Genomic DNA, 20,761 nt, shown 5'->3' on the forward strand with positions numbered 1-20,761 from the left:
GCGTGACCATCCGGGACGGCTTCGGGCAGACCGAGACCGCCGTCCAGGTCTCCAACAGCCCCGGCCAGCCCCTCAAGACCGGCTCCATGGGCCGCCCCGGCCCCGGCTACCGCGTCGAACTCCTCGACTCCGTGTCGGGGGCGCCGGGCGCGGCCGAGGGCGAGATCGCGCTCGATCTGTCGACCCGCCCGGTCGGCCTGATGACCGGCTACCACGGCGACCCCGACCGTACGGCGGAGGCGATGGCCGGCGGCTACTACCGGACCGGGGACATCGGCGCGCGCGACGCCGACGGCTACATCACCTACGTCGGGCGGGCCGACGACGTCTTCAAGGCCTCCGACTACAAGATCAGCCCCTTCGAGCTGGAGAGCGCGCTGCTGGAGCACGAGGCGGTCGCGGAGGCGGCCGTCGTGCCCGCGCCGGACGAGCTGCGGCTCGCCGTTCCGAAGGCCTACGTGGTGCTGGCGGAGGGCTGGGAGCCCGGCCCCGACACCGCGAAGGTCCTCTTCGAGCACGCCCGGCAGGCGCTCGCGCCCTACAAGCGCATTCGCCGCCTGGAGTTCGCGCCCCTGCCCAAGACCGTCTCCGGCAAGATCCGCCGTATCGAGCTGCGCGAGGCCACGGCGGCCGGCTCGGACGCCGAGTACCGCGAGGAGGACTTCCGGTGAGCAAGCCGTCGTACACCCACGGAACGAGCGGGACGGCCCTGCTCGGCGACACGATCGGGGCCAACCTGGACCGGGCGGTGGCCACCTGGCCGGACCGCGAGGCGCTGGTCGACGTGCCCTCCGGGCGGCGCTGGACCTACGCTCGATTCGGCGCGGACGTCGAGGAGTTGGCCTACGCACTGCTCGCCGCCGGCGTGGCCAAGGGCGACCGGGTGGGCATCTGGGCCGTCAACTGCCCCGAGTGGGTGCTCGTCCAGTACGCCACCGCCCGCATCGGCGCGATCATGGTGAACATCAACCCGGCCTACCGCACGCACGAGGTCGAGTACGTCCTCCAGCAGGCCGGGATCTCCCTGCTCTTCGCCTCCCTCGGGCACAAGAGCAGCGACTACCGGGCGATGGTCGAGCAAGTGCGGGGCAGCTGCCGGGAGCTGCGTGACGTCGTGTACATCGGCGACCCGAGCTGGGACGCGCTGACCGGACGCGGAGTCCCTGTTCCCCACGAGGACCTGTCCTGCGACGATCCGATCAACATCCAGTACACCTCGGGTACGACGGGCTTCCCCAAAGGGGCCACGCTCTCCCACCACAACATCCTCAACAACGGCTATTTTGTGGGCGAGTTGCTCGACTACACCGAGCAGGACCGGATCTGCATCCCGGTGCCCTTCTACCACTGCTTCGGCATGGTGATGGGCAATCTGGCCGCGACCTCACACGGCGCCTGCATGGTCATCCCGGCCCCGTCCTTCGACCCGGCGGCGACCCTGCGCGCGGTCCAGCAGGAGCGCTGCACCTCCCTGTACGGCGTCCCGACCATGTTCATCGCGGAGCTGAACCTCCCCGACTTCGCGACGTACGACCTGACCTCCCTGCGCACCGGCATCATGGCCGGCTCGCCCTGCCCGGTGGAGGTCATGAAACGGGTCGTCGCCGAGATGCACATGGCGGAGGTGTCCATCTGCTACGGCATGACGGAGACCTCCCCGGTGTCCCTCCAGACGCGGACGGACGACGACCTGGAACACCGCACGGCCACGGTCGGGCGCGTCCTGCCGCACATCGAGGTCAAGGTCGTCGACCCGGCGGACGGCGTCACCCGGCCCCGGGGAGAGGCAGGCGAGTTGTGCACCCGCGGGTACAGCGTGATGCTCGGCTACTGGAACGAGGCCGCGAAGACCGCCGAGGCCGTCGATCCCGCCCGCTGGATGCACACCGGCGACCTGGCCGTGATGCGCGAGGACGGCTACGTCGAGATCGTCGGCCGCATCAAGGACATGATCATCCGGGGCGGCGAGAACATCTACCCCCGCGAGATCGAGGAGTTCCTCCACGCCCATCCGAAGATCGCGGACGTCCAGGTCGTCGGCGTACCCCACGAGCGCTACGGCGAGGAGGTCCTGGCCTGTGTCATCGCGCGGGACCCGGCCGACCCGGTGACGCTGGAGGAGCTGCGTGACTTCTGCGACGGGCGGTTGGCGCACTACAAGATCCCCAGCCGGCTCCAGGTCATGGACTCCTTCCCGATGACGGTCTCCGGGAAGGTGCGCAAGATCGAACTGCGGGAAAAACACGCGGCGGGCAACTGACGGGTCCGTCAGACTGTCGCGATGATCGGCAGACGCAACACCTTCCGCACGGCGGACGGCATACGAGTACCCGGGACCTGGCGGCACGTCTTCATCCGCAACGGCGACTACTACCTGACAGACCTGTTCATCTACGCGGACGGGCTGATCGACTGCTGGGGTCTGGTCACGCTGGCGGAGTTCGAGGAGAAGCTGCGCTGCGGATGGGTCGCCACCGACCTCCCGGAGGGCGCCAGGGCGTCCGGACACGAGCTCGCCGCATGGAAGTTCAGCGAGCCGTGCAGCTGGTACACCCCCGAGCTGCTGCTCGCCGAGGTGCGCGACACCGTGGACCAGCTGAACGGGCGCCCGGACTCGAGGGACCGGTGCCTGGACGCCGTCGACGCGTTCCTCGCCGACCGCACCGAGGAGAACAGGGCCGTGGCGCGCGCCGCCTACCTCGCCATCCCCGAGACGCAGCGGCACTACGCGCTCGGCGACATGGACCGCAAGGACTGGCCGCTCCAGGTCCTGGTGGCCGGACCGGGCGGGCGCGTGGAGTCCCGGCCGTACGGCGGCGAGGACCCGGTCACGCAGGAGGAGTACGACGAGGCCGTCGACTACTTCGAGGACCGGGCGGAGTGGATCGCGAAGCGGTCCTCACGGGTGCCGGTGGACGGGCCGGTGACTCCGGTCGCGCACGCGATCAAGCTCTCCGAGAGATACCCGCTGAAGTCGTCCGACGACCCGGACACGCGGGCCCTGCGCAACAACTACCCGGCCCCCGTGGATGTCGACGGGGTCACCTACCCCTCCGTCGCGCACGCCTACTGGGCGTTGTCGACCTCCGACGCCGACACCCGGGCCGCGATCGCCGTGGCGGACCGGGTTCACGCCGCCCGGAATCTGGCCGCCGAGGCCCCCCGGCGCGAGGGCTGGGAACAGGCCCGTACGGCCGTCATGACCCGACTGATGCGGGCCAAGTTCGCCCAGCACCCGCACCTGGCCCGGGTCCTCCTGGGCACGGACGACGCGACGATCCTCTACGACGACGGCGACTCCGGCTACTGGGGCGACAACGGCGGCCGCGGCCGCAACTGGAGCGGCCGCCTCCTGGAACTCGTCCGCTCCGAACTGCACGCCGAGCGAGCCGGGATCGGCATGGCCTAGCAGCCGTCCGACAGCCGCATGCACACGCGTGGCCAGCGGTCGAGGCCCAGCTCCCTCTCATGGGCGCGGACCGCGCGCAGGCCGGGAGTGAGTTCGGCCTCGTCCAGCACGCGGAAGCCGAGGCGGGAGTAGTACGGCGCGTTCCACGGCACCTCGGCGAAGGTGGTGAGCGTGAGCCCGGCCAGGCCTTCCTCGCGGGCCCGGTCGGCCGCGTACGCGAGGAGGGCCCGGCCCACGCCCCGGCGGGCGGCGTCGGGGTGGACGGAGACCTGCTCGACGTGGAGCGCGCCGTCCACCGGTTCGCAGAGGAGATAGGCGACCGGGCGGTCAACCTCGTCGACGGCGACCCAGGCGCGACCCGCCCGGCGGTACCGCTCCAGGACGTCCGGAGCGGGCGGCTCGTCCTCGGCGACCGCCGCCATGCCGAGGCCCCTGAAGGGGGCGCCGGCGGCGCGTTCGATGTCCTGGAGGAGGGGGAGTTCGGCGGCGGTGGCGGGGCGGATGCGCATCCGCCGAGTGTCGGGCGGCGGGCGTGTCCGGCGCGACTGGTCAAGCAGGGCTACGCTCCCGCCGCGTCCAGCTCGTCGGCGTGGCTGTTCACAGCCTGCGGGGTGCCGGTGAGGTCGAGGACGAACAGCGGGACGGCCAGTGCCTCGGCGCGGGTGCGGGCGTCGGGGGAGAACCCGGCGAGGGAGAAGTACACGCATGCCGTGGACTCCGTCATGGCCGTCAGCCACAGGCACTCCACGTCCCGCAGGGAAGCGGGGCGCACGGTCGGGTCGACCTGGGCCAGCAGCCCGCGCGCGGCCAGGCCGACGCCGGCCGGGGGCCGCTGGTCGGCGCGGCGGATGTCCCGGTAACCGAGCCAGCGCAGATACAGGGCCGCGGCCGTGACCGCGTCGCGGGCGGTACGGATCGTGACGGGCTGGAAGGCGCGGCGCCCGGCCGGGGCCGCGGCTCGGGGACTCGCCGCGGCGGACGCCGCGGCCACGGGGACGCGCAGCATCGTCCCGCAGGAGCAGCCCAGCTCCGGATACGGCCACTGGTTCCGGCGCCCGCAGGCGTCGCACCGCACGACGACCCAGTCCTCGTCCCAGGCACGGTGGGCGACCGCGGTGGCCGTCCCGTGCTCGTCGAGCGCGGGGGCGACGGGCGCCCCGCACACGCACGGATACGAGGGCGCCTCGTAGAAGTGCTCACGTCTGCAGGCCGGGCAGCGCACCGGCACGCTCTCGGACATGGCACTCATGCTCCTCCAGACCGCCCCCGCTTGTCCGTCTCTTGACGGCCTTCGTCGACCCACCTACATTACTTCCAGATAGTAGAAGTAAATTTCCGCATTGCGGAAACATATCGAAATACGGAAAGCGAAGTCAACGGGAAGTGCTCACCGCGGGGCGCGACGGGAGTGCGTATCCGACAGCCGAAGCAGGAGTACTCGATGGCTCGAATGACCGCTGCCCGCGCGGCAGTTGAGATTCTCAGGCGTGAGGGCGTCACCGACGCGTTCGGTGTCCCCGGCGCGGCGATCAATCCCTTCTACGCGGCGCTCAAGGCCTCCGGCGGCATCCGCCACACCCTCGCCCGGCACGTGGAGGGCGCCTCGCACATGGCCGAGGGCTACACCCGCACCCGCCCGGGCAACATCGGCGTCTGCGTCGGTACCTCCGGGCCGGCCGGCACCGACATGATCACCGGCCTGTACTCGGCCCTCGGTGACTCCGTCCCGATTTTGTGCATCACGGGCCAGGCCCCGACCGCCGTGATCCACAAGGAGGACTTCCAGGCCGTCGACATCGCCTCCATCGCCACACCGGTGACGAAGATGGCGGTCACCGCCCTGGAGGCCGCGCAGGTCCCCGGCGTCTTCCAGCAGGCATTCCACCTCATGCGCTCCGGCCGCCCTGGCCCGGTCCTGATCGACCTGCCGATCGACGTCCAGTTGACGGAGATCGAGTTCGACCCGGACGCCTATGAGCCGCTCCCGGTCTACAAGCCCGCCGCGACCCGCGCCCAGGTCGAGAAGGCGCTCGGGATGCTGAACGCCTCCGAGCGCCCGCTGATCGTCGCCGGCGGCGGTGTCATCAACGCCGACGCGGCCGAACTGCTGCTGGAATTCGCCGAGTTGACGGGAGTGCCGGTCGTCCCGACGCTCATGGGCTGGGGGGTGCTCCCCGACGACCACGAGCTGAACGCCGGCATGGTCGGCCTGCAGACCTCCCACCGCTACGGCAACGCGACCTTCCTGGAGTCCGACTTCGTCCTCGGCATCGGCAACCGCTGGGCCAACCGCCACACCGGCAAGCTCGACGTCTACACGGCCGGCCGGACGTTCGTCCACGTCGACGTCGAACCCACCCAGATCGGAAGGATCTTCGCCCCGGACTACGGCATCGCCTCCGACGCGAAGGCCGCACTGGAACTGTTCGTGCAGGTGGCGAAGGAGTTGCAGGCCGCGGGCCGGCTGCCCGACCGCTCCGCGTGGGCGGCCGCCGCACAGGAGAAGAAGGCCACGCTCCAGCGCCGTACGCACTTCGACGACATCCCGATCAAGCCGCAGCGCGTCTACGAGGAGATGAACAAGGCCTTCGGCCCCCAGACCCGGTACGTCTCCACCATCGGCCTCTCGCAGATCGCCGGCGCCCAGATGCTGCACGTCTACCGGCCGCGCCACTGGATCAACTGCGGCCAGGCCGGCCCCCTCGGCTGGACGATCCCGGCCGCGCTGGGCGTCGCCAAGGCCGACCCCGAGGCGCAGGTCGTCGCCCTCTCCGGCGACTACGACTTCCAGTTCATGATCGAGGAGCTGGCGGTCGGCGCGCAGCACAAGATCCCGTACGTCCACGTCCTCGTCAACAACTCCTACCTGGGCCTGATCCGCCAGGCGCAGCGGGCGTTCGACATCGACTTCCAGGTCAACCTGGAGTTCGAGAACATCAACTCTCCGGAACTGGGCGTCTACGGCGTCGACCACGTCAAGGTCGTCGAGGGCCTCGGCTGCAAGGCGATCCGGGTGACCGACCCGGCCGAACTCGGCGCCGCCTTCGAACAGGCGAAGAAGCTCGCCGCCGAGTTCCAGGTGCCGGTCGTCGTCGAGGCGATCCTGGAGCGCGTCACCAACATCTCCATGTCCACCACCAACGACATCAGCAACGTCGTCGAGTTCGAGGAGATCGCGACCGAACCGGGGCACGCCCCGACCTCGATCAGAACACTGAAGGTCTGACGACCGGGCGGCAGCACTGCCGTCAGTCACTCAGGGGGCGGCCCAGCCGGGGGATGGGCCGCCCGTTCGCGTGCGCGGCGAGCGGCGTGGGGCGCGGTGCTCGGCCCTCAGCCCGGGCCGCCGTCCCCGCCCCCACAGCCCCAACCGGCGCCGCCGGGATTGCGGGCGGAGTGCCGAAGCGGCCGAGTGTCCGCCACCTCGACCCGAGCGGTCAGCCCGGCCCGCATGGCGAAGCGTGGAGCGAGAGCGGCGAGGGCCGGGTCGCCGTGCAGGGCGACCCGGAACAGGGCATCGGCCGTCGGCAGACCCTTCCGGCGGGCGGGGAGCGGGTGCTGGGCACGCAGGGCGGCGAGAGCGTGCCGGGCGGCGCGGGTCCGGCGCGGCGGAAGGGCGCGCAACAGGCCGGCGGCGACCAGTCCGGCCCGCACCGCGCTCACCTCCTGACGTACGGCCGGACGCCCCGACAACTCCCGGATTCCCGCGGGTTGTTGCAGGGCGGCGTACACGGCCTGGTCAAGGGCGGACAGGGCATGCCCCGCGCCCGAAAGCTCCCCCGAGACCCGTACCGTCCCCGGTCGGCCGGCGTCGGCGGCGCCCCGCAGATACAGGGCGAGCACGGCGACCGTGACGGCGGCGCGGGGACCGCCCCGCAGCAGTGCGACCTCGTGCGGCTCCAGCCTGACCGTCGTACCGCTGTCCATGACACCCCCCTCGCACGGAGCCCGCCGCCCCCGTGCCGGCGGGCCCCGCCTCATGAGAATGTGCCCGGCCCCGGGGGCGGGTGAAGCCTCCGGGGCCGGGTTCAGAGGGGCATTCGAGGGTTCCGTAGCCCGCCTACGACCGGTGGCGTACGTGGGCGGTACAGGGCTGCGCGGGCTCACTGCTCGTGGTGCTCGGAGAGTCCCGGCCAGTCGTCGGGGCCGCCGCCCTGCCACTCGATGATGTCGCTCTCCTCGACCTCGACCTGGTCGAGGTCAGCGAGGCGCAGGAACTCGACCACGTCGTCCAGGTGCGAGGCGACGCCGAGGTTCTCGTCGTCCCAGGTCACACGCCGGGAGCCGTCCAGGGCGGGGGCGTGGACCACGATGTGCGGATGCTGCGTGGGGTGTGCCGGAGGTGCCATGCCTTCAGGCTCCTGCGGGCGGGACGGATCCGCACCCCGGAGTGCCCCCGCACGTCCCGGAAACGCCGGTGAGCGCCGAAAGCGGGACCGTCCGCATCCGGCGCTCACCGGGGATCCTGGGACCGCGGCGGTTGCGACGGAGCCCGGGACGCCCTTCCCTCAGGTCGAGAAGAGGGTCCCCGGTCCTTCACCACCGCACTGGCTCGCACGCCGCCGCGATCCCGGCCCTGCCCGCGCCCGTATGACCGGTCGACCACCCCTCATCCGGGTCGCCGATGGCCGGGCGCGGGCAGGGAGTTGTGGGCACGCTGGAGTGGATTCCGGGCGGCGCCGACGCCTGGGCGCGACAGGACAGTTGTCAGCGCCGACGCCGCCCGGAGCTTGGGGGAGGGTGTCAAGGAGGGGCGTCAGACCTGGGCGCCGGACAGGCGCTCCACCGACCGCAGCAGCGCCGAGTGGTCGAGGCCGCCGTCGCCCTGCGTACGCAGACTGGCGACCAGCTGGGCGACCACGGCACCGACGGGCAGTGCCGCGCCGACGTTGCGGGCGGCGTCCGTGACGATGCCCATGTCCTTGTGGTGCAGGTCGATACGGAAGCCCGGCCTGAAGTCGCGGTTCAGGAAGTTGTCCTTCTTGCGCGTCAGCACGGTGGAGCCGGCCAGTCCGCCGTTGAGGACGGCGAGGGCGGCCTTCAGGTCCACGCCCGACTTCTCCAGGAAGACCACGGCCTCGGCGCACGCCTGGATGTTCACGGCGACGATCAGCTGGTTCGCTGCCTTCACGGTCTGGCCCGAGCCGTGCGGGCCGCACAGCACGATCGTCCTGCCGAGCACGTCGAAGACCGGCTCCGCCTCGTCGAAGTCGGCCTGCTCGCCGCCGACCATGATCGACAGCACGGCCTCGACGGCACCCGCCTCGCCGCCGGACACGGGTGCGTCCAGGACCCGGATGCCCTTCTTCCCGGCGGCCTTCGCGAGATCCACGGAGGTCTGCGGGGTGATCGAGGACATGTCGATCAGCAGCGCCCCGGACCGCGCGTTCTCCAGGATGCCGTCCGGGCCGTACGCGATGGCCTCGACCTGCGGGGAGGCGGGCACCATCGTGATCACGACGTCGGCGTCCCTGACGGCCTCGGCGATCGAGCCGGCCGGGGTGCCGCCGGCGGCGGCCAGCCGGTCGAGCTTGTCCTGCTCCAGCGTGAAGCCGGTGACGTCGTAACCCGCCTTGATCAGGTTCTCGGACATGGGGGAGCCCATGATCCCGAGGCCGATCCAGGCAATCGCCGGGCGGGTCGGGTGGGAGGGATCTGCGAGGTTCGTGGTCATGAGAATGCCTCTCTCACTGCTTTCCGCGTCTGTGAACTGCCGCTCAGCGGGCGGCTCGGGCCCCGGCCGGCAGCCAGTCGAACGCCTCCGCGCTCGGACGGTCGCCCGGCTTGTACTCCAGGCCGACCCAGCCCTCGTAGCCGGCCTTGCCGAGCTGGTCGAGGAGGTCTTCGAGGGGGAGCGAGCCCGTACCCGGTGCACCGCGACCGGGGTTGTCGGCGATCTGCACATGGCCGGTTACCGCGGCGTACCGCTCGATCACCGACGGCAGGTCCTCGCCGTTCCTCGACAGGTGGTACAGGTCCATCAGGAAGCGTGCGTTGCCGAGCCCGGACGCCTGGTCGACCTTTTCGACGATCCCCACGGCGGCGGGTGCGCTCACCAGCGGGTACAGCGGCGACTCGGGCTTGTTCAGGGCCTCGATCAGCAGGATCGCGCCGATGCGGTCGGCCGCCCGGGCCGCGAGCACCAGGTTCTCCAGGGCGAGCGCGTCCTGCTCGGCCGGGTCCACGCCCACGACACGGTTGCCGTACAGCGCGTTGAGGGCCTTGCAGCCCAGCGACTCGGCGAAACCGGCCGCCACGTCGATGTTGGCGCGGAACCGTTCCGACTCCTCGCCCGGGACCGACGCGGCACCCCGGTCGGGGCCGGGCAGCTGTCCGGCGTAGAAGTTCAGCCCGGTGAGCTGGACGCCCGCGTCCTCGATCGCCTTCCTGAGGGCGTCGAGTTCGGACCGCTCGGGGGTGGGGGAGTCGATCCAGGGCCACCACAGCTCGACCGCGGTGAAGCCGGCCGCGGCGGCGGCCGCGGGGCGTTCCAGGAGCGGGAGTTCCGTGAAGAGGATCGACAGGTTGACGTTGAAGCGCTGGTCTGCGAAGCCCATCGGGGTGGCGCCCCCTTGCTCATTCGTAATTTCGTATTGCGGAAGTTTATTTCTGCTTAATGGAAGATTGCCTGGAGCTGTGGAGGGCTGTCAAGAGCCGTCCACGAAAAAGCACCCCCTGTCGGAGCCTTGTCGGCTCCCCGCCCGAGTACTTGTCGGCGCCCCGCCGATCGCCGCGGGTGCGTCCGTTAAGGTCGTCTCGGAGCGACCGGGACGGCGCGATGCGCAAGGTGTCCCGGATGTGCCCCGCAGGTGCCCTCTCTCTTGGAGGGGTGGGAGAACATGCAGGTCAGAGCCGCTATGGGGGCACAGTGCGATTGAGAGTCGAGTTCACGACCGAGCCCTTCGACCTCGATGAGGCGCCCGCGCACGCCCTGGTGGCCCGCGAGGTCGTCGAGGCGGCCGAACTGGACGCGGTGGACGTCGGACCGTTCGGCAACACGGCTGAGGGCGGCGCCGACGCCGTGCTGAGCGCCGTGGACGCCCTGCTGCGCCGGACCCTGGAGTCCGGCGCCACCCGGATCTCTCTCCAGCTCAACGTGATCGGCGAGCACGAGGCCGGCGAGAGCGTCACCGGGAAGGGTCGGAAGTGACCGGCACCGGAGACGAACCCTTCATCACGGCAGTGAAGCCGCTGGTCGACGCGATGGGCGGCGAGCTGGTCCCGCCGGACGAGGCCGGCCCCGATGACGTCGTGCTGGCCTGGGAGGGTGCCGACGTCGTCGCCGTGCGCCTGCCGCAGCTCGCCGACTCCCTCGACCACATCCTGGCCGCCATGGAGCGCAAGAAGGGCAAGCCCCTCGCCGACCTGGACCGCAAGGCCAAGCAGGAGGTCGTACGCATACTGGAGGCGCGTGGCGCCTTCTCCGTACGGCACGGCGTGGAGACCGTGGCGAGCGCGCTCGGCGTGAGCCGCTTCACGGTCTACAACTACCTCAACCGTGAGAAGGGGAGCTGAGGCCCCGACGAGGTCGCGCTCGCGGGGCAAGGGGCCCGATCGCCCGGCTCGGCGGGCTCTGTAACCCGGAATTTTCAACAAAGTGTTGACGCGCTCTTCCGGAGGGCGTTAGCTGGCGGCAGCCCGATCAGTACGAAGGCCGTTCGCGGCCACGGAGGCTCCCGTGACGTCGACTTCCACGCCCCCGGGCCTGGCCCGGTTCAACGCCCTGGAGAAACACGCGGCCTTCGCCGCCCTCCACGAGGCGTGCGCCTCCACGGCATGGGCCGAGCAGCTGCTCGCCGCCCGCCCCTACGCCACCGCCGAAGACCTCTACACCGCCAGTGACGCCGCGATGGCCGAGCTGAGCGCCCAGGACCTCGCCGAGGCCATGGCCGGGCACCCGCCGATCGGCCGTCCGAAGCCGGGCGACCCCACCTCGGCGCGGGAACAGCGCGGCATGGCCGGCGCCTCCGAGGAACTCAGGGCGCAGATGCTGGAGCTGAACCTGGCGTACCAGGAGAAGTTCGGCCACGTCTTCCTGATCTGTGCCACCGGCCGGACCGGCGAGCAGATGCGCGACGCGGTCAAGGAGCGGATCGGCAACGCGCCGGAGCAGGAGCGGGAGATCGTCCGCACCGAGCTGGGCAAGATCAACCGTATCCGACTGGCCCGCATCGTCGAAGAAGACTGACGAAGACCCGAAGAGGACTGACGCAGCATGAGCACCAGCACCACCGCCTCGGTGTCGACGCACATCCTCGACACCAGCATCGGCCGCCCCGCCCGGGGAGTCGCCGTCCAGCTCTCCGCCCGGCAGGGGCGCGAGGCGGACTGGCAGGCGCTCGGCGGCTCCGCGACCGACGCGGACGGACGGTGCAAGGACCTGCCGGCGCTGCCGGAGGGCACCACACACGTACGGCTCGACTTTGCCGTGGAGCCGTACTTCGAGACCCAAGTCGAGAACCAGCAAGCCGATGCGCAGCAGGACGCCCCCGCGAATCGGGACAGCGGCCCTGGGGTGTTCTTCCCGGAGGTGGCGATCACGTTCGCCGTCACACCCGGCGAGCACTACCACGTACCGCTGCTGCTCAACCCGTTCGGCTACTCCGTTTACCGAGGGAGCTAGCAGAAGATGACAGACGTTTCCCGCCCCGCCCGCCCTGGCCGCCCTGTGCTCCTGGGCCAGAACCAGTACGGCAAGGCCGAGAACCGAGTCGTGAAGATCACGCGGGACGGCGCCACCCACCACATCAAGGACCTGAACGTCTCCGTGGCGCTCTCCGGCGACATGGAAGACGTCCACTACTCCGGCTCGAACGCCAACGTGCTGCCGACCGACACCACCAAGAACACCGTGTACGCCTTCGCCAAGGAGCACGGCATCGAGTCCGCCGAGCAGTTCGGCATCCACCTGGCCCGGCACTTCGTCACGAGTCAGCAGCCGATCAAGACGGCGCGCATCCGCATCGAGGAGTACGCCTGGGAGCGGATCGAGCACTCCGGGAAGGGAGCGCACTCCTTCGCACGCAAGGGCCAGGAGACCCGGCTGACCCAGATCACGTACGACGGCGAGTCCTGGGAGGTCGTCTCGGGCCTCAAGGACCTCGTCGTGATGAACTCGACCGACTCCGAGTTCTGGGGCTACGTCAAGGACGAGTACACGACGCTTCCCGAGGCGTACGACCGCATCCTGGCCACCCAGGTCGCCGCCCGCTGGCGCTTCAACTGGTGTGACGACGAGCAGGGCATGCCCGACTGGGAGACGTCCTACGAGCAGGTGAGGAAGCACATGCTCCAGGCCTTCGCCGAGACGTACTCGCTGTCGCTGCAGCAGACCCTGTACCAGATGGGCTCGCGGATCATCGACAGCCGCAGCGAGATCGACGAGGTCCGCTTCTCGCTGCCGAACAAGCACCACTTCCTCGTCGACCTCGAACCCTTCGGGCTGAAGAACGACAATGAGGTGTACTTCGCGGCCGACCGCCCGTACGGCCTGATCGAGGCGACCGTCCTGCGGGACGGCTGCGAGGCGAAGATCCCGGTGGACCTCACCAGCCCCTGACCGACGCCATCTGCGGCACCCGCGGCCCGCCTGTGCGGGCCGCGGCACTCAAATCCCCGGGTCCTGCCGTGCCCACTCCCCCCCAGCGAAAAGGACGAACCATGGCAGCACCCCAGCGCATCGTCATCGAGAACTGTGCGATCGCGACGGTGGACGCCGACGACACCGAGTACGCGAACGGCCACGTGGTCGTCGCCGGCAATCGCATCGAGGCGCTGGGCGCCGGCAAGGCCCCCGAGGGCCTGGAGAACGTCGTACGCAGGATCGACGCCACCGGCCACCTCGTGACCCCCGGCCTGGTCAACACCCACCACCACTACTACCAGTGGATCACCCGGGGCCTGGCCACCGACCACAACCTCTTCGACTGGCTCGTCGCGCTGTACCCGACCTGGGCGCGCATCGACGAGCAGATGGTCCGCGCGGCAGCACAGGGCTCGCTCGCGATGATGGCCCGCGGCGGTGTCACCACCGCCATGGACCACCACTACGTCTTCCCGCACGGCTCCGGCGACCTGTCCGGCGCGATCATCGGTGCCGCCCGCGATATGGCCGTCCGCTTCACCCTCGCGCGTGGCTCCATGGACCGCAGCGAGAAGGACGGCGGCCTGCCCCCGGACTTCGCCGTCGAGACCCTGGAGGGTGCCCTCGCCGCGACCGAGGAGACCGTGCGGCAGCACCACGACGCCTCCTTCGACGCGATGACCCAGGTCGCCGTGGCGCCCTGCTCGCCCTTCTCCGTCTCCACCGAACTCCTCACGCAGGGCGCCGAGTTGGCTCGCCACCTCGGGGTGCGGCTGCACACCCACGGCTCGGAGACCGTGGAGGAGGAGCAGTTCTGCAAGGAACTGTTCGGCATGGGCCCGACCGACTACTTCGAGTCCACCGGCTGGCTTGGCGCGGACGTGTGGATGGCGCACTGCGTCCACATGAACGACTCCGACATCGCCGCCTTCGCCCGCACGAAGACCGGTGTCGCCCACTGCCCGTCCTCCAACGCCCGGCTGGCGGCGGGGATCGCGAGGGTCCCGGACATGCTCGCCGCCGGCGTCCCGGTCGGCCTCGGCGTCGACGGCACGGCGTCCAACGAGTCCGGCGAACTCCACACCGAACTGCGCAACGCCCTGCTCATCAACCGCCTCGGCGCCCACCGCGAGGCCGCCCTGAACGCCCGGCAGGCGCTGCGCCTCGGAACGTACGGCGGCGCCCAGGTCCTGGGCCGCAGCGCCGAGATCGGCTCCCTTGAACCCGGCAAGCTCGCCGACCTCGTGCTGTGGAACCTGGACACACTGGCCCACGCCTCCATCGCCGACCCGGTGACCGCCCTGGTCTTCGGCGCGGCGGCCCCGGTCACCGCCTCCTTCGTGAACGGCCGCCAGATCGTCGAGAACAGCCGGCTGCTCACCGCCGACGAGGACGCGATCGCCCGCTCCACGCGCACCGAGGCGCGGCGGCTGGCGGAGATCGCCGGACGCTGACACCGGACCGGCGTACGGCACCTGATCTCCGGTCGAGAGGGACGGCTCCCGACCGGTGGCCGTGGACCCGAGCGGGGTCCACGGCGGCCGTGTCCGGGGCGCGCATGGAAGTGCGCGCCCCGGAACGGTCACCGGTCCCGGTCCCGGAACGGCCACCGGTCTCGGCCCCGGAACGGCCACCGGCCACCGGCCACCGGTCCCGGCCACTGGCCACCGGTCCCGGCCACTGGCCACCGGTCCCGGCCACTGGCCACCGGTCCCGGCCACTGGCCACCGGTCCCGGCCACCGGCCACCGGCCACCGGCCACCGGTCCCGGCCACCGGTCCCGGTCCCGGCCACCGGTCCCGGTCCCGGCCACCGGTCCCGGTCCCGGTCCCGCACGAACCGTGCACGATCGTGGGCCTCACCCCCGGCGGAACGCCTGGCAGGGCTGGGGGTCCGGCAGCCGTCCGGTGAAGTACGACCTCGGCGGCACCCCCATCAGGGTGCGGAAGTCGGACGTCATGTGCGACTGGTCGTAGTAGCCGGTGGCGGCGGCCAGTTCCGCCCAGGCGGCACCGGGTGCCTCGGTCAGCACCTGACGCACGCGGTCGATGCGGGCGTAGTGCTTGGGGGACAGGCCCACGCCCTCCGTGAAGAGGTTGCGCAACTGCCGCTCACTGACGGCGAGTTCCCGGGCCACGTCCTTGACCTGTGCGGGGGCGCGGCCCGGCCGCGTCGACAGGGCGTCGACGGCGGATCGCAGCAGGCGGGTGCGCGAGCGGTCGGCCACCGGCAGCTCCGGCAGCAGTTCCGTCAGATACGCCACCATCTCCTCCGGTGCCAACCCCGTGATCTCCGCAGCGAGTTGCCGTGCCGTTCCGGACGGCAACGAGCCCAGCGGTACGGCTCGCCCGACGAGGTCGACCGCCGGTGTGCCGAGCAACGGGCGCACTGTGCCCGGCCCCAGGCTCACCTGGACGCAGGACGCCACGCGACGGCCGCCGTCCGCGTAGTACGCGGCACGGGTGCGGGGTCCGACGACCAGGGCGTCACGCCGGCCGTCCGCCTCGACCCGTACGACCAACTTCGTCGCCGTGTCCGGCACATGGGCGAACGACGGCGGCAACTTCTCCCCGACGCCCACCGACTCGATACCGCTGATCCAGGGACGCAGGGCGGCGGGAACGGTCACAGCGCGCTCGGGGAGGGCATTCGTCACCCTCCCCACGGTAGGCGCAGGCCCCCCTCGCGCGGGCCTCACAACCGTGCCGGAATTTCCTAGCGACCGGGGGCGGCCGACCGTCAGCGTTGAACCCATGATCCTAGTGACCGGTGCCACGGGCACCATCGGCAGTGAAGTCGTACGACAGCTCGCGGCGCGTGGCGAGAAGGTGCGCGCCATGACCCGTGACCCGGCGAAGGCCCAGGTGCCGGCGGGTGTGGAGGTGGTGCGCGGGGACTTTCTCGACCCGCGGTCCGTGGACGCGGCGCTGGCCGGGGCGACGGCCGTGTTCCTGGTGGCCGTACTCGGACCGGCCGACGGTGGGCGGGACGCCCGGCTGGTCGAGCGAGCGCGGACGGCGGGCGTCCGCCGGATCGTGAAGCTCTCCTCCATCGGTACCGGCGATCCCGACTACGGCCCCTTCGGCACCTGGCATCTTCCGGGTGAGCAGGCACTGCGCGCAGGCGGCTCGGAGTGGACGATCCTGCGGCCGTCCTCCTTCGCCTCGAACACCCTCGGCTGGGCGGAAGCGGTGAGGGCGGGCCGGCCTGTGCCCGACATGACCGGGGACGGCCGACAGGGGGTCGTAGACCCGCGTGACGTCTCCGAGGCGGCCGTCGAGGCGCTGACCGGCTCCCGGCACTCGGGGCGGACGTACACGCTGACCGGGCCCGAGGCGATCACCGTCTCCGACCAGGCCTCCGAGGTCGCCGCCGTCGTGGGACGCCCGGTCACGACGCTCGGCCTCTCGCCGGACCGGATCCGCGAACAGCTGGCGGCCTCGGGGCTGGACGCGGCGGCTGTGGAGAGCGTCCTGGGCGGCCTCCTGTTCGCCCGCGAGGGCGGCAACGCGCGCGTCACCGACGACGTACGGGAGGCGTTGGGGCGACCGGCGCGGTCGTACCGGCAGTGGGTGGAGGACCACAAGGGCGTCTTCGCCGGGGCCTGACGGGCAGGCGGCGGCGGGAGACGCACGGGCTCGGCCTTGTTTCTCAGAGCCCGAACAGGCTCGGGTCGGACGCCAGCTCCTTGAACTGCTCGCGTGGATCCGCCACCAGCTTGCGCTTCTTGAGGTCCATCAGGCCACCGACCGCCGTGATCTCGGCCGCCACCGTGCCGTCGGTCTTGCGGATCGTCTGCTCGATCCGGAACGTCTTGCCCTCGCCCCAGTGGAAGGCGCAGGTCACCTCGACCTCGTCGCCCGCCAGTAACTCGCGCCGGTAGCGGATGGTGGTCTCCAGGGCCACCGGGCCCACACCCTTGCCGATGAGACCGGCCTGGCTGATTCCGGCAGCCCGGAGCAGCGACCAGCGCGCGTGCTCCGCGTAGTTGAGGTACACGCTCTGGTTGAGGTGACCCTGCACGTCCGTCTCATACCCGCGGACGGTCACCGGGACGGAAAACGGTTCGCTCACGGCTCCCCCTTCTCGTTGTGCTCGTCGTGGACGACCTGATCGACCGATCTTGGCATGTTCATCAGGTTCGGCGGGGGGAGGCCAGCAGATACCGGTCTCTCGTCCGCGGCTCGGTGTGCTCGCCGACCTGCCAGCCCGCCCCTTCCAGCGTGGCGGCGCAGGCCCGCAGCTGTCCGACGTCCGGCGCGTGCACGGCGACGGCCTCCGGCTGCGGGGTCGCCCGCACCCGGTAGCCCCGCGCGTCCCGCCCCTGCGGGCGGTGCCCCGCCGCTTCCAGGGCGAGCGCGGCGGCCTGCACCAGATGCGCGCGCTCCCAGCCGCACGGCCGGTCCGTCGCACCGTCCTGGTTGGTCATCCGGCGCAGTTCCAGCAGCCCCTGCCAGGCGCTGTGGACCTCCCGGACGCGTCCGGGGCCGGTGTCCGGCTCCTCGTCGCCGCCGATGCGGGCGGTGAAGACGCCGGCTGACGGGGGTGGGTCGAGGGAGGGCCCGGCAGAGGCGGCGGCGGTTTCCGGGGGTGCCTCCCGGATCCGGTGCCCCGCCGGTGTCAGGAAGTGGTCGTGGGGCGGCCTCGGATGCCGGAAGGCGAGACCTCGTTTCACCAGCGCGGCGAGCTGCGTCTCGGTGCCCTTCAGCCGGCCGGTCACCGGATCGGCGGCGTCGATGACACGCCGCTGCGCGGCGGTGGGCGGTCTTGTCACGGCGTGCTCCTCCCCGTCGAACAGCCTGGTCGAAGGGCTCCCGCACCGCCGCGGCCGGCAGCACGATCAGCCCTTTCGAAGACTACGACCCGGGTCTGACATTCCACCCGGCGATCACCGGCCGCCCGTGTTCGGTGCTCAGCCGGCACAGGGTCCCGGTCGCCAGTTGGAACAGGGCCCCGCCCGACGGCGGCAGCCCCAGCCGCCGGGCCGTGAGCACCCGCAGGAAGTGACCGTGCGCCACCAGCACCACGGCCCCCTCGGTGTTGGCCAGGGCCGCGTCCACCTCGGCCAGGATCCGGTCGGCCCGCTCGCCCACCTGCTCCGGACTCTCCCCGGGGTGGTCGGGCGGTCCGGGCACGACCCCGTCCGTGAACAGGAACCAGTCCGGCCGGGTACGCCGGATCTCGACGGTGGTGACGCCCTCGTAGCCGCCGTAGTCCCATTCGCGCAGGTCCGTGTCGACCTGTACGTCGTGCAGTCCGATGAGTTCGGCGGTCTCCCGGGCCCTTTGCAGCGGGCTGACGAACGCGGCCCCGATCCGGTGCGAGCGGATCAGCGGCACCAGGCCCCGTGCCTCCTGCCGGCCGCGTTCGGTCAGCGGGACGTCCGTCGAGCCGGTGTGCCGCCCGGATCGCGACCACTCGGTCTCGCCGTGCCGGACGAGGAAGAGATCACCCATGCGTCACAGGTTACGAGCCCATCTCTCCGGCCCCGCCGACACGTCTCGCCCAGCTCCTCAGGAGCTCGTCAGGACGACGAGTTGCCGGGTCGCCCTGGTCATCGCGACATAGTGGTCGACCGTTCCCTCGATGCCGTCGCCGAACTTCTCCGGGTCGATGAGGACGACCAGGTCGAACTCGAGCCCCTTCGACAGTTCCGGGGTCAGTGACCGGACGCGGGAGGTCGTCCGGAAGGTGGGATCGCCGATGACACAGGCGATCCCGTCGGCGTGTGCGGCGAGCCAGGTGTCGAGGACCGAGTTCAGCTCCGAAGCCGATCCGTGGACGACCGGGACGCCGCTGCTGCGGATGGAGGTCGGCACGTTGGCGTCCGGGAGCGCGGCCCGGATGACCGGCTCGGCTTCCGCCATGATCTCTTCCGGTGTCCGGTAGTTGACGCTCAGCGAGGCCAGGTTGATCCGGTCGAACCCGACCCGCTCGAGCCGTTCCTGCCACGACTCGGTGAACCCGTGCCTGGCCTGGGCCCGGTCCCCGACGATGGTGAAGCTCCGGGAGGGGCAGCGCAGCAGCAGCATCTGCCACTGGGCGTCGGTCAGCTCCTGGGCCTCGTCGACGACGATGTGCGCGAACGGGCCGGCGAGCAGGTCCGGGTCGGGTCCGGGCAGTGCGGTCTCGTCGACCAGGGCGTCCTGCAGATCCTGTCCGTGCAGCATCGTCACGGCGCCTTCGCCGTCGTCGTCGGCCGCGAGCAGGGTGTCGACGACCTTGGCCATCTGCTCGCGTTCGGCGGCGACGGAGGCCTTGCGCCGCCGCTCACGCAGTGCCGCCTCCGGGTCGCCGAGCCGCTGCCGTGCCGCGTCCAGGAACGGCAGGTCGGACACCGTCCAGGCCTGGGCGTCCGCGCGCTGCAGCAGCCGGACCTCGTCGGGACTGAGCCAGGGAGCGCACTTGCGCAGGTAGGCGGGGACCGACCACAGGTCTCCGACGAGGTCGGCCGCTTCGAGCAGCGGCCACGCGCGGTTGAAGGCCGTGAGCAGCTCCCTGTTCCGGCGCAGCGACTTGCGCAGCAGCTCGGGCGGCACGTCGTCGCCCTCGTGCTTGTCCACCAGGATCGTGAGCAGTTCCTCCAGGACCTGGTCGCGCGCGTCGTTGTGCGGAGTGCCGGGTTCCGCCCCCTCGAACGCGACGGCCCAGTCCTCGGCGCTCAGCTGGATGTCGGACCAGTGGGTCGTGACCGTCATCCCCTTGGCGGGCGGTTCCTCGTAGAACCGGACGGCCGCCTCGATCGCCTCCACCAGGTCTGCGGACGACTTCAGAAGGGCCACGGCCGGGTCGGCTTCGACCGCCGCCGCGGCTCCCTCGGCGACGAGGTCCCGCAGGGTGCAGGTCTGCACGCCCTCCTCGCCGAGGCTGGGGAGGACGTCGGCGACGTAGGCGAGGTAGGGCCGGTGCGGGCCGACGAACAGCACGCCGCCCCGGCGGTGACCGAGGCGGGGGTCGGCGTAGAGGAGGTAGGCGGAGCGGTGCAGGGCGACGACGGTCTTTCCCGTACCGGGGCCGCCGTCGACGACGAGGGCGCCGCGGGAGCCCGCGCGGATGATGGCGTCCTGGTCGGCCTGGATGGTGCCGAGCACGTCGCGCATCCGTGAGGACCGGTTGCTGCCCAGGCTGGCGATGAAGGCGGACTGGTCGTCGAGCGCGGCGTGCCCGACCAGCCCGTCCGGGGTGAACACCTCGTCCCAGTAGTCGCTGATCCGGCCGCGGGTCCAGCGGTACCTGCGGCGGCTGGTCAGCCCCATCGGGTTGCCGTGGGTGGCTCCGAAGAACGGCTCGGCGGCGGGGGAGCGCCAGTCGAGCAGCAGCCGACGGCCCTCGCTGTCGGTGAGGCCGAGGCGGCCGACGTACACGGGCTCGGAGTCCTCGGCGCCGACCATGTGCCCGAGGCACAGGTCCAGACCGAAGCGACGCAGGGCGCGCAGCCGCGCGGTCAGCCGGTGGATCTCCGTGTCCCGGTCCATCGCCTGCCGGCCCACGCCGCCGGGCGCCCTGCGCTCCGCGTCGAGGCGGTCGGACACTTCGGCGATCGACTGCTCCAGGCACTCCGCGACGGCCGCGAAGTGCTGCTCGTCGCGGGCGATCAGCGCCGGGTCCGCCTTGGCGGAAAGTCGGTCGGGAAGGTCGAACGCGCTGGTGGTCAGGGGGTTCATGTCATCACTCCGCTATGAGGTCGCTTGCGACCAGTGCGCACGGCAAGGCGTCCGGACCGGCACGAACCTGGTGGCCATGACGAGCGGCGCTCCGCTGCGACGTGG

The 20,761-nt window shown here is 71.3% G+C and carries 21 protein-coding genes and 1 pseudogene; 11 read left to right on the forward strand and 11 right to left on the reverse strand.

Going from position 1 to position 20,761, the window contains the following annotated elements; all coding sequences use genetic code 11:
* The 3 genes and pseudogenes from KUM49_RS23650 to KUM49_RS23660 form a co-directional block, all read left to right on the forward strand.
* Positions 1 to 671: pseudogene (locus KUM49_RS23650) on the forward strand (AMP-binding protein); the annotation flags it as partial.
* Positions 668 to 2,260, forward strand: coding sequence for an AMP-binding protein (locus KUM49_RS23655; protein ID WP_217238926.1), 1,593 nt, complete (start codon positions 668 to 670; stop codon positions 2,258 to 2,260). The pseudogene KUM49_RS23650 and the gene KUM49_RS23655, both read left to right, overlap by 4 nt.
* Before the next feature lie 21 nt (positions 2,261 to 2,281).
* Positions 2,282 to 3,409, forward strand: coding sequence for an NADAR family protein (locus KUM49_RS23660; protein ID WP_217238927.1), 1,128 nt, complete (start codon positions 2,282 to 2,284; stop codon positions 3,407 to 3,409).
* Here KUM49_RS23660 and KUM49_RS23665 read toward each other — a convergent pair.
* Positions 3,406 to 3,918, reverse strand: coding sequence for a GNAT family N-acetyltransferase (locus tag KUM49_RS23665; protein WP_217238928.1), 513 nt, complete (start codon positions 3,916 to 3,918; stop codon positions 3,406 to 3,408). The genes KUM49_RS23660 and KUM49_RS23665 overlap by 4 nt on opposite strands.
* A 50-nt stretch (positions 3,919 to 3,968) precedes the next feature.
* Entirely contained in the window at positions 3,969 to 4,658 is a 690-nt protein-coding gene (locus KUM49_RS23670; RefSeq protein ID WP_217238929.1) for a hypothetical protein, read from the reverse strand.
* Positions 4,659 to 4,850: 192 nt separating this feature from the next.
* Here KUM49_RS23670 and gcl point away from each other — a divergent pair, with 192 nt between their 5' ends.
* Positions 4,851 to 6,635, forward strand: a complete 1,785-nt coding sequence (gene gcl / locus KUM49_RS23675) for a glyoxylate carboligase (RefSeq protein ID WP_217238930.1) — start codon at positions 4,851 to 4,853, stop codon at positions 6,633 to 6,635.
* A gap of 107 nt (positions 6,636 to 6,742) precedes the next feature.
* On the opposite strand, the gene KUM49_RS23680 is transcribed toward gcl, so the two are convergent.
* The 4 genes from KUM49_RS23680 to KUM49_RS23695 all read right to left on the reverse strand — a co-directional run bounded on the left by KUM49_RS23680 (position 6,743) and on the right by KUM49_RS23695 (position 9,966).
* Positions 6,743 to 7,336, reverse strand: coding sequence for a TIGR04222 domain-containing membrane protein (locus KUM49_RS23680; protein ID WP_217238931.1), 594 nt, complete (start codon positions 7,334 to 7,336; stop codon positions 6,743 to 6,745).
* Positions 7,337 to 7,512: 176 nt separating this feature from the next.
* The gene (locus tag KUM49_RS23685) at positions 7,513 to 7,758 is read right to left on the reverse strand and encodes a hypothetical protein (RefSeq protein WP_217238932.1); all 246 of its coding nucleotides are present in this window, start codon (positions 7,756 to 7,758) and stop codon (positions 7,513 to 7,515) included.
* Positions 7,759 to 8,165: 407 nt separating this feature from the next.
* Positions 8,166 to 9,083 carry a 2-hydroxy-3-oxopropionate reductase gene (locus tag KUM49_RS23690; protein WP_217238933.1) on the reverse strand — a complete coding sequence of 306 codons (918 nt, stop codon included), beginning with the start codon at positions 9,081 to 9,083 and terminating at the stop codon, positions 8,166 to 8,168.
* Between the two features lie 43 nt (positions 9,084 to 9,126).
* Entirely contained in the window at positions 9,127 to 9,966 is an 840-nt protein-coding gene (locus tag KUM49_RS23695) for a TIM barrel protein (protein ID WP_217238934.1), read from the reverse strand.
* Between the two features lie 311 nt (positions 9,967 to 10,277).
* Here KUM49_RS23695 and KUM49_RS23700 point away from each other — a divergent pair, with 311 nt between their 5' ends.
* The 6 genes from KUM49_RS23700 to KUM49_RS23725 all read left to right on the forward strand — a co-directional run bounded on the left by KUM49_RS23700 (position 10,278) and on the right by KUM49_RS23725 (position 14,446).
* Positions 10,278 to 10,559, forward strand: a complete 282-nt coding sequence (locus KUM49_RS23700) for a thiamine-binding protein (protein WP_217238935.1) — start codon at positions 10,278 to 10,280, stop codon at positions 10,557 to 10,559.
* Positions 10,556 to 10,924 carry a helix-turn-helix domain-containing protein gene (locus KUM49_RS23705; protein WP_217238936.1) on the forward strand — a complete coding sequence of 123 codons (369 nt, stop codon included), beginning with the start codon at positions 10,556 to 10,558 and terminating at the stop codon, positions 10,922 to 10,924. Before KUM49_RS23700 ends, KUM49_RS23705 begins: the two co-directional genes overlap by 4 nt.
* Positions 10,925 to 11,087: 163 nt before the next feature.
* Complete coding sequence (gene uraD, locus KUM49_RS23710) at positions 11,088 to 11,597, forward strand: 2-oxo-4-hydroxy-4-carboxy-5-ureidoimidazoline decarboxylase (protein WP_217238937.1); 510 nt, start codon at positions 11,088 to 11,090, stop codon at positions 11,595 to 11,597.
* Between the two features lie 27 nt (positions 11,598 to 11,624).
* The gene (gene uraH, locus KUM49_RS23715) at positions 11,625 to 12,032 is read left to right on the forward strand and encodes a hydroxyisourate hydrolase (protein WP_217238938.1); all 408 of its coding nucleotides are present in this window, start codon (positions 11,625 to 11,627) and stop codon (positions 12,030 to 12,032) included.
* Between the two features lie 6 nt (positions 12,033 to 12,038).
* Complete coding sequence (gene pucL / locus KUM49_RS23720; protein ID WP_217238939.1) at positions 12,039 to 12,968, forward strand: factor-independent urate hydroxylase; 930 nt, start codon at positions 12,039 to 12,041, stop codon at positions 12,966 to 12,968.
* A 101-nt stretch (positions 12,969 to 13,069) separates the two neighbouring features.
* A complete protein-coding gene (locus KUM49_RS23725) occupies positions 13,070 to 14,446 on the forward strand; it encodes an 8-oxoguanine deaminase (protein ID WP_217238940.1) in 1,377 nt (458 codons plus the stop codon).
* A gap of 404 nt (positions 14,447 to 14,850) precedes the next feature.
* On the opposite strand, the gene KUM49_RS23730 is transcribed toward KUM49_RS23725, so the two are convergent.
* Complete coding sequence (locus tag KUM49_RS23730) at positions 14,851 to 15,648, reverse strand: helix-turn-helix domain-containing protein (protein WP_308406707.1); 798 nt, start codon at positions 15,646 to 15,648, stop codon at positions 14,851 to 14,853.
* Between the two features lie 97 nt (positions 15,649 to 15,745).
* Between KUM49_RS23730 and KUM49_RS23735 the strand changes: the two genes are divergently transcribed.
* Positions 15,746 to 16,600 carry an NAD(P)H-binding protein gene (locus KUM49_RS23735; protein ID WP_217238942.1) on the forward strand — a complete coding sequence of 285 codons (855 nt, stop codon included), beginning with the start codon at positions 15,746 to 15,748 and terminating at the stop codon, positions 16,598 to 16,600.
* A gap of 43 nt (positions 16,601 to 16,643) precedes the next feature.
* Here KUM49_RS23735 and KUM49_RS23740 read toward each other — a convergent pair whose 3' ends face one another.
* The 4 genes from KUM49_RS23740 to helR all read right to left on the reverse strand — a co-directional run bounded on the left by KUM49_RS23740 (position 16,644) and on the right by helR (position 20,656).
* Complete coding sequence (locus KUM49_RS23740; RefSeq protein ID WP_217238943.1) at positions 16,644 to 17,066, reverse strand: thioesterase family protein; 423 nt, start codon at positions 17,064 to 17,066, stop codon at positions 16,644 to 16,646.
* A gap of 61 nt (positions 17,067 to 17,127) precedes the next feature.
* On the reverse strand, positions 17,128 to 17,766 hold the full coding sequence (locus tag KUM49_RS23745) for a hypothetical protein (protein ID WP_217238944.1): 639 nt from the start codon (positions 17,764 to 17,766) through the stop codon (positions 17,128 to 17,130).
* An 82-nt stretch (positions 17,767 to 17,848) separates the two neighbouring features.
* Positions 17,849 to 18,448 carry a histidine phosphatase family protein gene (locus KUM49_RS23750; protein ID WP_217238945.1) on the reverse strand — a complete coding sequence of 200 codons (600 nt, stop codon included), beginning with the start codon at positions 18,446 to 18,448 and terminating at the stop codon, positions 17,849 to 17,851.
* 57 nt (positions 18,449 to 18,505) lie between these two features.
* Positions 18,506 to 20,656 (reverse strand): RNA polymerase recycling motor ATPase HelR, encoded by a 2,151-nt coding sequence (gene helR, locus KUM49_RS23755; RefSeq protein WP_217238946.1) that lies wholly within the window; start codon positions 20,654 to 20,656, stop codon positions 18,506 to 18,508.
* Positions 20,657 to 20,761 lie beyond the last annotated feature (105 nt).

It is taken from the genome of Streptomyces sp. AC555_RSS877, assembly GCF_019049245.1.
Lineage (GTDB): Bacteria > Actinomycetota > Actinomycetes > Streptomycetales > Streptomycetaceae > Streptomyces.